The organism is Celeribacter halophilus, assembly GCF_900114135.1.
Lineage (GTDB): Bacteria > Pseudomonadota > Alphaproteobacteria > Rhodobacterales > Rhodobacteraceae > Celeribacter > Celeribacter halophilus.
On sequence record NZ_FORY01000037.1, the window covers coordinates 1 to 14,155 of the forward strand.

General features: G+C 58.5%; 9 protein-coding genes and 1 pseudogene. 6 read left to right on the top strand and 4 right to left on the bottom strand.

What is annotated here, in order from left to right:
- Window positions 1-383 (bottom strand): annotated as a pseudogene (locus BM152_RS17985) (hypothetical protein); the annotation flags it as partial.
- Window positions 384-879: 496 nt separating this feature from the next.
- Window positions 880-1,455, bottom strand: a complete 576-nt coding sequence (locus BM152_RS17990) for a response regulator transcription factor (protein ID WP_139222544.1) — start codon at window positions 1,453-1,455, stop codon at window positions 880-882.
- 265 nt (window positions 1,456-1,720) lie between these two features.
- Here BM152_RS17990 and BM152_RS17995 point away from each other — a divergent pair, with 265 nt between their 5' ends.
- From BM152_RS17995 to BM152_RS18005, 3 genes are all read left to right on the top strand, one after another.
- Window positions 1,721-3,286: an alpha/beta fold hydrolase gene (locus tag BM152_RS17995; protein WP_066602146.1), complete on the top strand. Its 1,566-nt coding sequence runs from the start codon at window positions 1,721-1,723 to the stop codon at window positions 3,284-3,286.
- A gap of 73 nt (window positions 3,287-3,359) precedes the next feature.
- On the top strand, window positions 3,360-3,581 hold the full coding sequence (locus BM152_RS18000; RefSeq protein WP_066602144.1) for a type II toxin-antitoxin system CcdA family antitoxin: 222 nt from the start codon (window positions 3,360-3,362) through the stop codon (window positions 3,579-3,581).
- 12 nt (window positions 3,582-3,593) lie between these two features.
- On the top strand, window positions 3,594-3,887 hold the full coding sequence (locus BM152_RS18005) for a CcdB family protein (protein ID WP_066602141.1): 294 nt from the start codon (window positions 3,594-3,596) through the stop codon (window positions 3,885-3,887).
- A gap of 45 nt (window positions 3,888-3,932) precedes the next feature.
- Here BM152_RS18005 and BM152_RS18010 read toward each other — a convergent pair whose 3' ends face one another.
- Window positions 3,933-5,168, bottom strand: a complete 1,236-nt coding sequence (locus BM152_RS18010; protein ID WP_082715333.1) for a porin family protein — start codon at window positions 5,166-5,168, stop codon at window positions 3,933-3,935.
- An 83-nt stretch (window positions 5,169-5,251) separates the two neighbouring features.
- Window positions 5,252-5,836: a hypothetical protein gene (locus tag BM152_RS18015; protein ID WP_139222545.1), complete on the bottom strand. Its 585-nt coding sequence runs from the start codon at window positions 5,834-5,836 to the stop codon at window positions 5,252-5,254.
- A gap of 275 nt (window positions 5,837-6,111) precedes the next feature.
- Here BM152_RS18015 and BM152_RS18020 point away from each other — a divergent pair, with 275 nt between their 5' ends.
- The 3 genes from BM152_RS18020 to BM152_RS18030 form a co-directional block, all read left to right on the top strand.
- Entirely contained in the window at window positions 6,112-11,589 is a 5,478-nt protein-coding gene (locus BM152_RS18020; protein ID WP_066602135.1) for an alpha-2-macroglobulin family protein, read from the top strand.
- 77 nt (window positions 11,590-11,666) lie between these two features.
- Complete coding sequence (gene pbpC, locus BM152_RS18025; protein ID WP_066602153.1) at window positions 11,667-13,679, top strand: penicillin-binding protein 1C; 2,013 nt, start codon at window positions 11,667-11,669, stop codon at window positions 13,677-13,679.
- Window positions 13,680-13,848: 169 nt separating this feature from the next.
- A partial coding sequence (locus tag BM152_RS18030) for a transposase (RefSeq protein ID WP_074914628.1) occupies window positions 13,849-14,155 on the top strand: 307 nt, incomplete at its 3' end.

Consider the following 14,155-nt stretch of genomic DNA (forward strand, 5'->3'; position numbering starts at 1 on the left):
TACGACCGGACTTTCGGGTCGTTGACAACAAAAGGGTTCGCCGTAAATCGGGCATCACATTGCGTGTCGGGTATTTCGGTCTGCGCGCCATTCACGATTGCATGCGTGCAAAAGGAATCTTCTCGCGCTGTGCTTTTCAAATCGCCGAGGCCGACACTCGCCAGAAAGAGCTGCTCATCCTCAGTGATCAAGGTAACGATCGCGATGGGAACATTGGCCACACTTGCAGCCACCTCACACAGCCCTTGGATTTCATCATAAGGGTGGGACAAATCAAGCCCAAGACTATGCAAATATGCCACCCGTTCAGCTTCATTGGCCGGGATGGGAAAAGATCTGGAACTGGCGGCTGATAATTTGTCAGGTGTGTCTGGTTCGCGCATCAATGAAGCCTCATCTAAAGCTGGTCTCGGCCCAAAACCTCTATTCAGACATGACCTGAGGAGGCCTCAATTATAAAGTGTATCTCGCAGACAGTTTATCGTCTGCAAGTTGAACTGTTTTTTGTTCTGTATTCTGGCTGAAACGCCCCCGATACGGTCATGATTTCACAGGCCTTACCATGGGTCAACATCTGTTCAAGCTGCAGGGCTGCCCAAGTTTTGCCTTATTTTATAATATGTTGAAAGTTTATACGGGACATGCCTCATCATGGGATGCACCTTCTTCCAACTGCTTGTGACAACAATAAAAACGGGTCTACGCACGTTTTTTATGCAACATCCTTGCTGTGACCCCGTCTCGGCCGGGCGCGACAAAAATCGCGTGCTAGAAATGAAGGAAACGACGCATTTTGCATGGACTTGGCTCGGATTTCGAGACCCTAAGCACAGGCCCGCCAAAAGCCGGCACGCCCTGCGCAAACGGTTAAAGACAGTTTCAAGCCTCAAGCAATCTCATTTTCATCGCCACCGCCACCGCTTCCACCGTTGTCATGACAGAGAGTTTTCGGCGCAAGTTGCGGCTGTGCATGTCCACAGTGGGTAGAGATATGTTCAGCCGATGCGCAATGCGGTCGCGGCGCAGGCCGGAGGCGGCCAGTTCCAGAACCGCGCGCTCACGGGCTGTCAGTTTCGGATATATAGCCTCTTCGGCGTCTCTCTCAGGATGTGACCAGAATAAAACCACGCGGGCCACACCGACATGCAAGGGCAGGACATTGATCTGGAGAAGCGGGTCGTCTGTATTGCTGATCGGGGAGAGTACGGTCGAGACCGGGCCAAACCTGTCACAGGCGGATTTGAGGGCCTGTAGGAATGACTCTGCCGGGGCGACGGTGAAAATCTCCGCCCCATTATATGTGACGCATTGAGGGTTCATGTTCAGAAATCGTTGGGCCATCGCATTGCGCGACAGGATCCTCCCGTCGACATCAAGATCGAAATAGGCGAGGTCCTCTGTGCGTGCATGGGCCGTTTGCTCGCTGGTCTGGAAACTGGCGGTCATGTCGGTCATCAAAAATTCCACATGCTGAAGTTTGCGGGCTTATCGGCCCCTGTTTGAAACAACGATAAAAACCGCAGCTTTATCCTTCGCCCCCCTAAAGGGGGGAACGATGTGAGAATGTGCAGAGCCATGACAAATGACGGCTTTGGTCTTTCAATCGTTGATTTTGACGTGGTTTCGGGGGATCGTGGGCGTGTCTCGGGGGCGTGAACCGTGAACGGTACGTTTCGAGAGGCAAAGAGCCACGCATTTATCATGGCGGAGCAAACGTTCGGTGACCTCTTCCTCTCAATTCATTCAGGTGGTGACCAGTGTCCTGAAAAAGGATGCTCTGGCACTGCCATCCGAAGAGGCGCTTTTACTGCAGCCGCAGGATGAAGCCCTCAGCGCGCGGTTTTTTTACCGGAATTTTTCGGGCTGTAGGCTACCCGCCAATCTCTTTGACCAGCAAGGCAAGCGGCAAGTCCATAATGTGGCGGCCGAGAGTGGGGACGATTTCCCGCCCGTCATCCGGATGCCAGAGCAATCTGCAAGCGGCTGCGCCTTTGTGGTTGAAGAGGCCAGGCTGTATTTCCTCTATGACCGGATGGAACGCTGGGCTGATGCGCCGGATCATGTGGCGCTTGTAGCCGTGCGGCTTGACCCCGAACGGATCGCAGCCTTGGCCATGCAGGGCGAAGCGGCACGGCTGGCCCCGTCCGAGTATCTCTTGCTTGGGCATTTGTTGACCGGGCTTGACCTGAAGTCAGCTGCTGCAACGTTAGGTGCCTCCTATGACACCAAACGCAAGCAAATCCAGATCATTCTGGATAAACTTGGCGCCAAAACGCAAACAGCATTGCTCAGAGCATTATCTCTCGAAATCACGGGGGCAGTGCTCGATGAAATCTTGCCGCAGCAGACCCAAAGCCGTGAAACGGCCCTAATCAAGCGTCAGTTTGGCAGGGATGTGATTGCCCATAATATCGCAATCGGTGACGGGCCTGATATCCCTGTCTGGGAGTTCGGCGCACGGCGCGGACAGCCTGTTTTATATTTTCACAGCATGCTGGCCCCGACCGTATTTCATGACGAAATGGTCAACCTGCTTAAGGCACATGATTTGCGCTGGGTGATCGTACCGCGGCATTTCCTTGAACTGGACGGGCGCGGAGATATTCAGGCGCGACTGCACAGGTTGACAGATGCTCTGGCGGAGACCGTGGATTATCTGTTCGATGCCCCTCTAATCTGTGTTGCCGAAAGCGCGGGCGTACCGTGGGCGGTGCATTTTGCCAAACAAAATCCGGATCTGGTCTCCCGCCTCGTTCTGGCTGCCACGCCGCAAGTATCCCATCCGGTTGAACCCACAGACAATTCCACGATCTTCGTCGAGATGTCGCAACGCTTGCGTCGGGATGAGCGGATCATCACGGGGTTGACGCAGATTTATAACGCGTTCAGCCGCGTTCCCGCTCTGGCCCAAAAGGGGCTGGCCCATATGTACCGTAAATCTCCGGCGGATTCGGCCTGTCTCGACAGCCTTTTCCAAAAACCGCATCTGGCCGAATGGCTACGCCTGATTGCGAACCACGCCACGTTTGCGTCTATTGACGAGCTGAAAAACCTGCAACGCGACTGGTTGTCGGACCTTAAGGCGACGTCCTGCGAGACGTTGTTCTTTCATGGGGAAGAAGACCCGATCAGCCCGATTGAAGACATTCAGGCTATTGCAGAAAACTTACCGGAGGCCCGCTTCCACATAGTCGAAAATGCCGGACATCTGGTTCTATCGCAACATTTCGGATCGCTGCTAGCGCAGATGTTGGAGGCAGATGCCTCGCAGCCTATCGCCAATTGACCGAGGCACGCATTGATCACTCAGTAAGGCTGTATTATACTCCTGATATATACGTATGTTTTAGGAGTCTGTTTTGGGGCGGATCAAGGTTAATCTGACGTTAGATGCTGATGTCGCGGCGACAGCCCGTACACTTGGCCTCAATATGTCGCGCCTTGCGGAGGCGGCAATCGTCGAGGCTGCCAAGATCGAACGAAATCGTTTATGGCGCGCGGAGAACCAGTCGGCGATTAATGCCTATGCTGAAGAGGTTGCCGCAGAAGACCTTCCTTTAGCCCGCTTCAGAAGCTTTTGAGGCGAAGAACGAATGGCGCAGTTCGATCTTTATCGCCTTAAAGGCGGGCAACTTGTCGTAGACCTTCAGACCGACCTGATTGGAATTGATGCGTCACGGATCGTGGCTCCTTTGCGTGATGCAGACCGCTATACCGCATTTCCGGGCCTCACGCCGTCTGTTGAGGTCGCCGATACTACCTGGATTGTGCGCGTGCAGGAACTCGCAGCGATTCCGGGATCGGAACTGCGAGACCCCATAGGATCACTGGTAGAGCATCGCGATGCCTTGAAACGCGCATTGGATATCTTGATAGACGGGGTGTGATATTCGACTGGCATCGTGACACGAAAGCCCTGCACCTCAAGCATCTCAAAACTGATAGGACCACCCGATCCGACAATCCGTTGATGTCGCCTCATAGAGCGCAATGTTGGAGTTCTGGATTTTATAGCTACATGACAGTTTCGGGGTTCCGCCCATAATCTTGATGCGTTTGTCGGAAAGGGAGACGCCGATCCGGTAAACCTCGTCCTGACGCGCGTAATCTACGGCGGAGAAATCACTGTCATAATACCGTAAGGTTGCGCTCAGATTGACGCCGCCGCGCAGGGTGTCGGTGATGTTCGTGTCATATCCGGCGCGCAGGGTGGTGCCCCAATAACGGTGATAATCCAGTGAAGGTTTGGACCGCTCAATCGAACCGCCCAAGAACAACAGATCCCTGTTGTCAAACCTCTTGCTCCACCCCAGACCGAGAGAGGCGTAAGGACCGGAGAGGGTGTCTTTGTCCAGATAGTCACGATATTCCGCAAGCCCGTTAACACTGAGGCGGGTGTCTTGGGTCAGGGCGCGGGACCAATATCCGTGTATGCCCGAGGCAATGCGATCCGAGCTGTTCCCTTCGACATCCGTATAATAGATGCGATCCGCGTGGAGACCGAACCTCAGGTCTTGCTTGGCCTCCAGCCAAATGAGATCCGCCGTGAGCCGCCCACGCCAGTAACGCAGTTCCGGCTCAGCGTACCAAATACGATGGAGTGCCGCGCCAAGTTCGAAGCTGAGGCCTTCCCTCAAAGGCCGCCGATACAGCCCCTTCACCCCGACATCAACACCGATGCCGGAGGTTTCATCCCCGCCATCATCGATCTCGAACCGGCCCAAAAGCGTGTCAAACACGGTCTGGGACGAGGTGTTGCGGATGTTCGTGCTGGGTAGTGCTGCGAAAGAGGCCGAAGCCACGAACGGATAGCGGCTCTGTAATTTGGCGAGCCCCGCCAGATAATAGGCTTCGTTTTGAGCTTGCTCTGGTTGCTTGAGCAGATAACGGAGAAAGGCTTCGGCCCTACGGACCTGCCCACCCCGCGCAAAGGCTTCGGCCAAAGATAATTGCGCGCGCGGATCCCGCGGGGCGAGTGCGCGGGCCTGGGAGAAATAGACCGTGGCTTTTTTAGGCGCATCCTTGGCCAGCGCCACCTGTCCAAGCTGCATGAGTTTCACATAGGCCTCGCGGGCCGTGATCGTGCTTTCTGCCTGCGCACCGAGGCCGATAATCATGAGCACCAACATCAGGGCGCATATCTGCCGTAAGGAAAAAGAACGCCCCATGATCACCCCGTTGCTATGTCATGCAGAACGTGCCGCGAGTTTCCTCGCAGCACGCCGAAACCACTCACTCGTGAAAAACGGGATCATTCTTCGATCGCTGCGAAGCCGCCCTCATGATATTCGTCATCGATTGTACCTTCGACGTCACCGGCAACGGCGAGATCGCCATCAGCATCATAGAAAGTGCCGTCCATGATCATGCTGATGTCATGATCTTCATCATCCGTCAGTGTGCCCCAGAGGTCAGCCGTCATGGTCGTGCCTGTGATGTCTCCATCGACCTCCAATGAGCCCGAGAGTGTGGCCTCAACCTCATCATCATCAGTATAAATTTCAAAACTATCCGCTGACCCTGTCACCTCATTAGTTGTGAAGTTTGCGGAGAGGGTCAAATCGCCGATCACTTCCAGATCCTCATCTTCTCCGACATCCTCAAAAGCAATTGCACCTTCGAGTGTCGCAGTGCCGCTCATCATCTCTTCAGTAGCTTCTTCAAGTTCACCCGCCTCGGCGGCTTCGTAGAGATCAGCGATCTCTTCAAAATTCTCCGGAAGATCGCCGTCGCTATCCCCGCCGCCCCCGAGACATGCCGCCAGTGGAAGAGTTGCAGCAGCAAGAGCCGCCATAGTGAAAAGTCGCATGAAGAGTTCTCCTGATTGGTGTGTCATGATCTAAAAACCGATCCTTCGAGATCATGAAAACTCTCCAAGCAATTCCACCGCCAAACAACCTATAGGAACTTATAGGTTGGTGATGAAACGCGCTGAAATTCGAGTAGGCGCATGGCCAATAACCAATTACGCGCAATGCATAAAAGTTGGTGACTGCGTAGCCCAACGTTGTGTTCGTTGCTGGACAAATTGAGTGTTGATTTGCCTTCTCGGCGTTGACTCGTTGGGCTTCAAGGTGAGAACCTCACCCTGTGTTTTTCAGGAGAGTTTCCATGCGCCGTATTTTCGCTGCCTTTATTGTTCTATTTAGCTTTACAGTAACCGGCTTTGCGCAAGAGCCTCTTCCTGAACGGCGCCTTATCACCACACGCAATGTGGATTTTTATGGCGCTGACCTTCAAACAATTTTCGATACTTCCTTGGAAAGCTGCCAACGCGCTTGTCTCAACGACACACAATGTCAGGCCTTCACCTACAACAGCCGCAGTGAAGCCTGTTTTCTAAAATCAGAAGTCGGGCAACAGACGGCTTATGATGGTGCAATCTCGGGAAAAGTGCTGGGCGTGCCCAAATCCCGACGCGATTTGGCACAAACGCGTGCGGGAGAACTGGAACGGCTCCGCAAGGGAGATTTCGACGCAGCATGGCGGCAGACACAATCCATCGGCGCGCAATATTACGCAGGATCATGGGACGCCGACACCGCATATGCGGCCTATACGCAACAGCTCGCCTCCGGAAACAAGGTCGGGGCATTCGGCTGGCTCGGCGTGGCGGTCGCATTGACGGATGATCCCACGTTGTGGATCGATTATGCCCGCCTTGCGCCGCAAGCCTATGGTACGTCGCAGGGTGGAGAATTTACATACGAACGCCGCCGTGCGCTCCGCCAGTCGATCCTGCCGAGCGCAATTAATGCCTATCTGCGTCAAAGCGACGATTTGAGCCGTGCGGAGGCGCTTGTGATCCTCGCCTCTGCTCTTGAAAACGACGATCGTGGGCGCGACCAGATCCCTGCTTTGCGGCTGGCACAAAGCCTCGCTTCCAGCCCAGCCACGGCCACCCAGCTTGCACGCGCCGAACAACTCTACGGTTTTCGCATCGTCAACAACAATGTAGACAGTGATCTCGCCACGCCGCGCGCCTGCGTCGAATTCAGTGAACCACTTGCCAAGGCGGGCGTGGACTACCGCAATTATGTCAACCTGCCTGATGTGCAGACGGAAGCGGGCTTTGCAGTCTCTGCGGAAGGGCGTTCGCTTTGCATCGAGGGCCTGACGCATGGTGCACGTTACAGTTTTACCTTTCGCAAAGGGCTTCCGGATGGGGAGGGGGAAAAACTCGCCCGCAACGTGCCGATCGAGATTTACGTCCGCGACCGCACACCCTCGGTGACATTCGTCGGTCGTGCCTATGTCTTGCCACGGATGCCGGAGGGTGGCCTGCCGGTGGAGACCGTGAATCTGGACTATGTCAATCTGCGGCTCTACCGGATCAGTGACCGTGCGCTGCTCGGCTCGATCCGCGAGGGGTTCCTCGGACGGCGGCTCTATGAATACACGGAAGAAAGCTTCCGCAACGATTACGGCGAACTGCTCTGGCAGGGGGCGGCAGATGTGCAGAACACGCTCAACAAGACGATGGTCACGCGCCTGCCTCTGGATGGGCCAATGGGTAATCTTGAGCCCGGAATTTATGCGTTAGCCGCTGCGATCCCCGACGCAGACCCGCGCGAGACGCCCGCCGCAACGCAATGGTTCGTGGTTTCCGATCTCGGCCTGACGAGCTTTTCCGGCACGGACGGGTTGCATGTCTATGTGCGCGGTCTGAATGACGCAGCCCCCAAGACGGAGGTGACGGTCGAGCTTTTGTCGCGCGCGAACCGTGTGCTTGGCACGGCGCGAACGGATGCGCAGGGCCATGCGATCTTTGATGCGGGTCTGATCCGTGGCACAGACGGGGCCGCGCCCGCGATGTTGATCGCGCAGACAGGGGAGGCCGACGCCCCCGAGGATATGGTGCTCCTCTCGCTCACCGATCCGGCCTTTGATTTATCGGATCGCGGGGTGGAGGGGATGCCGCCCGCTCCACCGATTGACGCCTTCCTCGCCACCGACCGCGATGCCTACCGCCCGGGCGAGACGATCCATGCGACCGTTCTTCTGCGCGACGCAAAGGTGACCGCGCTCTCCGGCCTGCCGCTCACGGCAATTCTGACCCGTCCCGACGGTGTCGAATACATGCGCAAATTGTCGACACAGGACCGTGCGGGCGGGCATGTGTTCGACCTGCCACTCGGAGATGATGTGGCGCGGGGGACATGGCGACTTGAGATGCGTGCCGATCTGGACGCGCCCGCGCTGGCCGCCGCCTCGCTTCTGGTCGAGGACTTCCTACCCGAGCGGATTGATTTTTCCTTGGCGCTACCGGACGCGCCGATCCGTGCGGGGGACACCCCTCCTTTGACGCTAGAGGCACGCTATCTCTTCGGTGCGCCGGCGGGCGATCTCGCGGTCGAGGGAACGGTGCGCCTGTCGCAAGCCGAGAGGCTTGAGGCATGGCCCGACTATCATTTCGGCCGCTATGACGAGCCGCTCAATTCCGTACTGCGCAGCTTTGGCAACGGGATAACGACCGATGCGCAGGGCCGCGCGACAATCCCGCTGGACCTGCCGGAACTTGCCGCCAACGGCCACCTTCTCCAGGCTACCGTTACCGCACGTGTGGCCGAAGGCTCGGGCCGCCCCGTCGAACGACAGATGACCCGCCCGCTGGCGCTGACTGCACCGGTTATCGGCCTGCGCCCCGAATTTGACGGGCTTGTGGGCGAAGGCGACGTCGCGCGTTTCAAGGTGGTCGGCCTCGGGCAGGATGCAACGCCGCTGCCCATGCAGCTGAGCTGGACGCTCAACCGTCTGGAACGCCACTATCAGTGGTATCAGGTCGAGGGCGAATGGAAATGGGATGTCACCACCACGCGCACTCCGGTTGCCAGAGGCGAGATCACCACAGACGCGGAACCTACCACGATAGAAGCGGCAGTAGATTGGGGCGAATACGAAATGGCCGTGGAGCGCAGCGATGGCGATTACGTGGCCTCATCCTATGCTTTCTCGGCGGGCTGGTATGTGCCTGCAGGAGCCGACAGCCCCGATACGCTCGACATGTCGCTTGATGCGGCAAGCTATGACGTCGGCGATACGGCCAAGCTGCGGCTGGTGTCGCGCTATGACGGCACGGCGTTGGTTGCGGTGCTGTCCAACCGGCTGGTCGCAGCGCAATCGGTGGCAGTGAAGAAGGGCGAAAACCTTATCCCTGTAGGCGTGACAGAGGATTGGGGCACAGGCGCCTATGTCACGGTGCAGGCCATTCGTCCGATGGATACTGGCGCGAAAATTGGCCCCGCCCGCGCACTCGGGCTGGCCTATGCGAAAATCAACCCGGGCAAACACGCACTTTCGGTCTCGCTTGACGCTGAAGAGGTCATCGACCCGCGCGGGCCTCTGCCGGTGACGGTTAATGTGGAGGGGGCCAGCGGCCCCGCATATGTCACCGTGGCCGCCGTAGATCTTGGTGTGCTGAACCTGACGGGGTTCGAAGCCCCCTCCCCGATTGAACATTATTTCGGCCAGCGCCGTCTTGGTGTGGAAATCCGCGATGTATACGGGCGGTTGATCGACGGGATGAACGGCACAATGGGCCAGATCCGTTCGGGCGGTGATGCCACAGGCGGAATGCAGCGACAGGCCCCGCCCCCCACGGAGGAATTGGTCGCCTATTTCAGCGGCCCCGTGGAGATCGGCGCGGATGGCACGGCGCAGGTCTCTTTCGACATTCCATCCTTCAACGGCACAGTGCGGCTGATGGCCGTGGCGTGGAGCGACGAAGCCGTGGGCGAGGCCCAACGCGGCGTAATCGTGCGCGATCCGGTCGTGGTCACGGCAAGCCTGCCGCGTTTCCTCGCCCCCGATGACACCGCGCAAATGCTTCTGGAATTCGTCCATGCCGACGGACCAGCGGGGGAAATGGGCCTGTCGGTGACATCCACCGGACTTGATCTCGGCACGAACATCCCCGCAAGCATCGCGCTCGCCGAACAGGGCAAGGCCGCGCTGCGGATACCGATCAAGGCGCACAGGGCAGGAGATTACGGCATGACGGTTGCGCTCACCACTCCTGCTGGCAAAGTGTTGACCAAAACGTTGAACGTGCCAGTGCGGGTGAACGATCCCCAGGTCTCGCAAACGCGCCGGTTCGAACTGGCCGCGGGTGATACATTCTCACTCACTTCCGATGTGTTCACCAACCTACGTGCAGGCACGGCATCTGCCGTGATCAGCGCGGGACCGCTTGCGCAACTTCATGTGCCGGAGATGATGCGCACGCTCGAAATCTACCCCTATGCCTGTACCGAACAACTCACCAGCCGCGCCCTGCCGCTTCTCTATTTCGGGGAAGTGACCAATGCACTCGGCATGACGCAATCGCAGGATATCAGCGCGCGTCTCGACAAGGCCGTGCAGCGTATCCTGACGCGACAGGACAGCAATGGGGCCTTCGGCCTGTGGTCGCCCGAGGGGGGGGATTTCTGGCTCGACGCCTATGTCGGTGATTTTCTCTCCCGCGCAAAAGCGCAGGGTGTCGACGTGCCCGAGACCGCCTTCAGCACAGCGATGGACAATCTGCGCAATCAGATCGCCTATGCTGGTGATTTCGAGGTGGACAGAAACGGCGGTGGTGTGGCGCTGGCCTATGGGCTGATGGTGCTGGCGCGTGAAGGCGCGGCACGGATCGGGGATCTTCGCTATTACGCCGATGAAAAGGCGGAGGATTTCGCAACGCCCCTGGCGCAGGCGCAGCTTGGCGCGGCACTGGCCTTCTACGGCGACCAGCCGCGCGCGGACCGTCTCTTCGCTCTTGCCGCCCGCAATATCGCAGCACAAGCCAACAACAGTCAACGAGCGGTCTGGCGCGATGATTACGGCAGCCCCCTGCGCGATGCCGCAGGCATTCTGGGTCTTGCCGCAGAAGCAGGCAGCAACGCGGTGAATCGCGTGGGCCTAACACGGATGCTTGCCCGCCATGAGGGCCCCCGTTCGACACAGGAAATGGCCTGGGGGCTCCTCGCCGCGCATGGGTTGATTAAGGATCCCAGCACCGAAGGGCTGATCGTCAATGGCGCGCCGGTGACGGGTGGCTTCGTGCAGCAAGTGACGGACGGCGAGGGTCAGGCGCCACTTGTCATTGGGAACACGGGGACGGATGCCGCCGATATCACCCTGACCACCTTCGGCGTTCCGGTCGGACAGGTGGAGGAAGGCGGTTACGGCTACGCCATCACGCGGCGCTATTTTACGCCCGAGGGTGTGCCGGTCGAGGGGCCTGTGGAACAAGGCACACGACTGGTCGTCGTGCTGGATGTGTCTCCTTCGGATGATCTCGGTGGGCGGTTGATGATCGACGATCCGCTACCTGCGGGGCTGGAGATCGACAACCCGCATCTCGTTGAGGCAGGAGACATGTCAACAATGCCGTGGCTCAAGACCAGTTATGCCGAACATGCGGAGTTCCGCAGCGACCGGTTCCTTGCACAGCTGGACCGGAGGGACGGTACACCGGTCCGGCTGGCCTATGTGGTGCGCGCAATCACACCGGGAGAATTCCATCATCCGGCGGCTTCAGTGACGGATATGTATCGCCCGCAGTATAATGCGCATACCGCGTCGGGCCGATTTGCCATTACACCATGAGGCGGCACGCTTCGCACCGGAGACAAAAACCAGGATCGCGTGCGGGGCGCCTTGGCGCGCTGGCGGGTGTGGTTCTGATGCTCGCGGGTCTGGTAAGTGCATTGGGCTGCGGGCGGGCGTGGGTCGCGCGCACGGAGCTGCCCGCACTCACCCCCGTGACCTCCACCGAAGTGTTGGACGCCGAGGGTCGCCTGCTACGCGCCTTCACTGTGGAAGATGGGCGCTGGCGACTGGCAGCCGATCCCTCAGGGGTTGATCCGCGTTTGATTGACATGCTCATCGCTTATGAAGACAAGAGGTTCTATTCTCACCACGGGATTGATCCATTGGCCATGCTTCGAGCCACCGCACAAGCGGTGCGACACGGTGAGATCATCTCGGGCGGCTCGACCCTGACCATGCAGGTCGCACGCCTTCTGGAAGAAAGCGGGACGGGATCATGGCGCGGCAAGCTGCGGCAAATCCGTGTGGCCTTGGCATTGGAAGCACAGTTGAGCAAGGCGGACATCCTCTCGCTCTATCTGACGCTTGCCCCTTACGGCGGTAATATCGAGGGGGTGCGGGCCGCCGCTCGCATATGGTTTGATAAAGAGCCAGAACGACTAACCCCTGCGCAAGCCGCACTTCTTGTCGTGCTTCCGCAATCACCCGAAAGCCGCCGTCCCGACCGTCACCCTGAGGCCGCAAAAGCCGCACGCGCCGCCGCTCTTGCGCGGTTTGTCCGTGCGGGGATTATCACGCAAGACGATGCTGATGCGGCGGTGCGAGAGCCCCTGCCCCGCAAACGCCATGTCTTCCCCGCGCTGGCACCGCATCTCACCGCGCGGCTTTACCGTGCCGCGCCCGATCTGCCAGTGCTGCACACAACGATCAAAGCCTCCCTACAAGCGTCTCTGGAGCGGCTCGCTGAACAGGCGCTCGCGGGACGTGATCCGCAAAGCTCGGTGGCGATCATGGTGGCTGACCATCAAAGCGGCGCTGTGCTGGCCACCGTCGGGTCAGGGGGCTGGGACCGTGCAGGCGGCTTTATCGATATGACGCGCGCACTTCGCTCACCCGGATCGACATTGAAACCGCTCATCTATGCCTTGGCCTTCGACGAAGGACTGGCCCATCCCGAGACGCTGGTTGATGACCGTCCGACCGCCTTTGGCAGCTATGCGCCGCAAAATTTCGATGGCATGTATCGCGGCGAATTACGCGCCTCCGAGGCATTGCAACTCTCGCTCAACATCCCTGCGGTCGCCCTGACCAAGGCGATTGGTCCCACCCGCCTGATTGCCGCGCTGCGCCAGTGCGGAGCACAAACCGCTCTGCCCGGCAACGAAGCCCCCGGACTCGCCGTGGCTCTTGGCGGGCTGGGAATGTCACTCGAGGGGCTGATGCAGGTTTACATGACGCTCGCACGCGGCGGAACACCGCTGCCGCTACACTATCTTGTACAGGAAACACCACGCGAAAGCCGTGAGGTGGTGAGTGCGGCGAATGCGTGGCAGGTCGGGCACATCCTTGCGGGGCTAATACCGCCTGAAGGACAACCTATTGGCAAGATCGCCTATAAGACCGGCACCTCCTATGGCCACCGCGATACATGGGCGCTTGGTTTCGACGGGCGTTATACGGTGGGTATCTGGCTCGGGCGACCTGACGGCACTCCCGTTCCAGGAGCCTTCGGGGCCGATGTCGCCGCACCGCTGCTCTTTGACGTGTTCCAGAGGATTGCTCAACAAACCACCCCCCTGCCTCCGCCCCCACCGGATGTTCTTTTGGTAGAAAACGCCGCCCTGCCCGCACCGCTGCAACGTTTCCGACCGCGCGAGTCTGCCTTCGCGACACAGGTGAACGCGCCAAAGATTACCTTCCCGCCTGACGGGGCAACATTACTACTTGATGATGCGCCTCTGACGGTGCGGGTCCAAGACGGGGGGCCACCCTTTGCCGTGCTGATCGACGGGAAGCCGGTGATCATCGGAGTACACAGACGCGAAATCCCCCTACCCTCGCCGCCCGATGGCAGAACATTTCTCTCGGTAATTGATGCAACAGGCCGATCAGACCGCGTGCAAATTGGTATCACCACGGCACCGTGATCTACGGAAAGACATGGCTTACGATTATTAAAGATAATGCGCGAAAGGCTCGCTCTCAGGAATGGGTCTTTTGTCTTACTCATCGTAAGCGTTCGCTGGCCCTCACCTTTTGTTTGATTGTCTGATCTGCGATGCCGTGTCCGATGGAGATCGGTGCAGGAGTTTCGCGATGGCGACTACGGTGGAGTTTCTCAGGAGCTACGGGGTGGACATACGGACCAATGGTCAGCGACGCTGGCCGGATGAGGTCAAGGCGCGGATCGTTGCTGAGAGTTTAAAGCCCGGAGCGACGGTGAACGGGGTTGCTGCGCGGTATGGGCTTCGAGCAAACCATCTGTCGGAATGGCGCCGTCGGGCGCGTGACGGCAGGTTGGTTTTACCCGCAGAAGAAGAGGACGACTTTTGTTTTGCGTCGATCGTGATGTCGGATGATGGCGGCGATGCTCCTGTGCCAGCAGTATCTGCGCCGCTTGCCA

Excerpts from the sequence above, each read along its gene's own strand:
- BM152_RS18005 (WP_066602141.1), top strand. The coding sequence starts at position 3,594 with ATGGCGCAGTTCGATCTTTATCGCCTTAAAGGCGGGCAACTTGTCGTA.
- BM152_RS18010 (WP_082715333.1), bottom strand. The coding sequence starts at position 5,168 with ATGGGGCGTTCTTTTTCCTTACGGCAGATATGCGCCCTGATGTTGGTG.
- pbpC (WP_066602153.1), top strand. The coding sequence starts at position 11,667 with ATGCTCGCGGGTCTGGTAAGTGCATTGGGCTGCGGGCGGGCGTGGGTC.
- BM152_RS17990 (WP_139222544.1), bottom strand. The coding sequence starts at position 1,455 with ATGACCGACATGACCGCCAGTTTCCAGACCAGCGAGCAAACGGCCCAT.
- BM152_RS18020 (WP_066602135.1), top strand. The coding sequence starts at position 6,112 with ATGCGCCGTATTTTCGCTGCCTTTATTGTTCTATTTAGCTTTACAGTA.
- BM152_RS18015 (WP_139222545.1), bottom strand. The coding sequence starts at position 5,836 with ATGACACACCAATCAGGAGAACTCTTCATGCGACTTTTCACTATGGCG.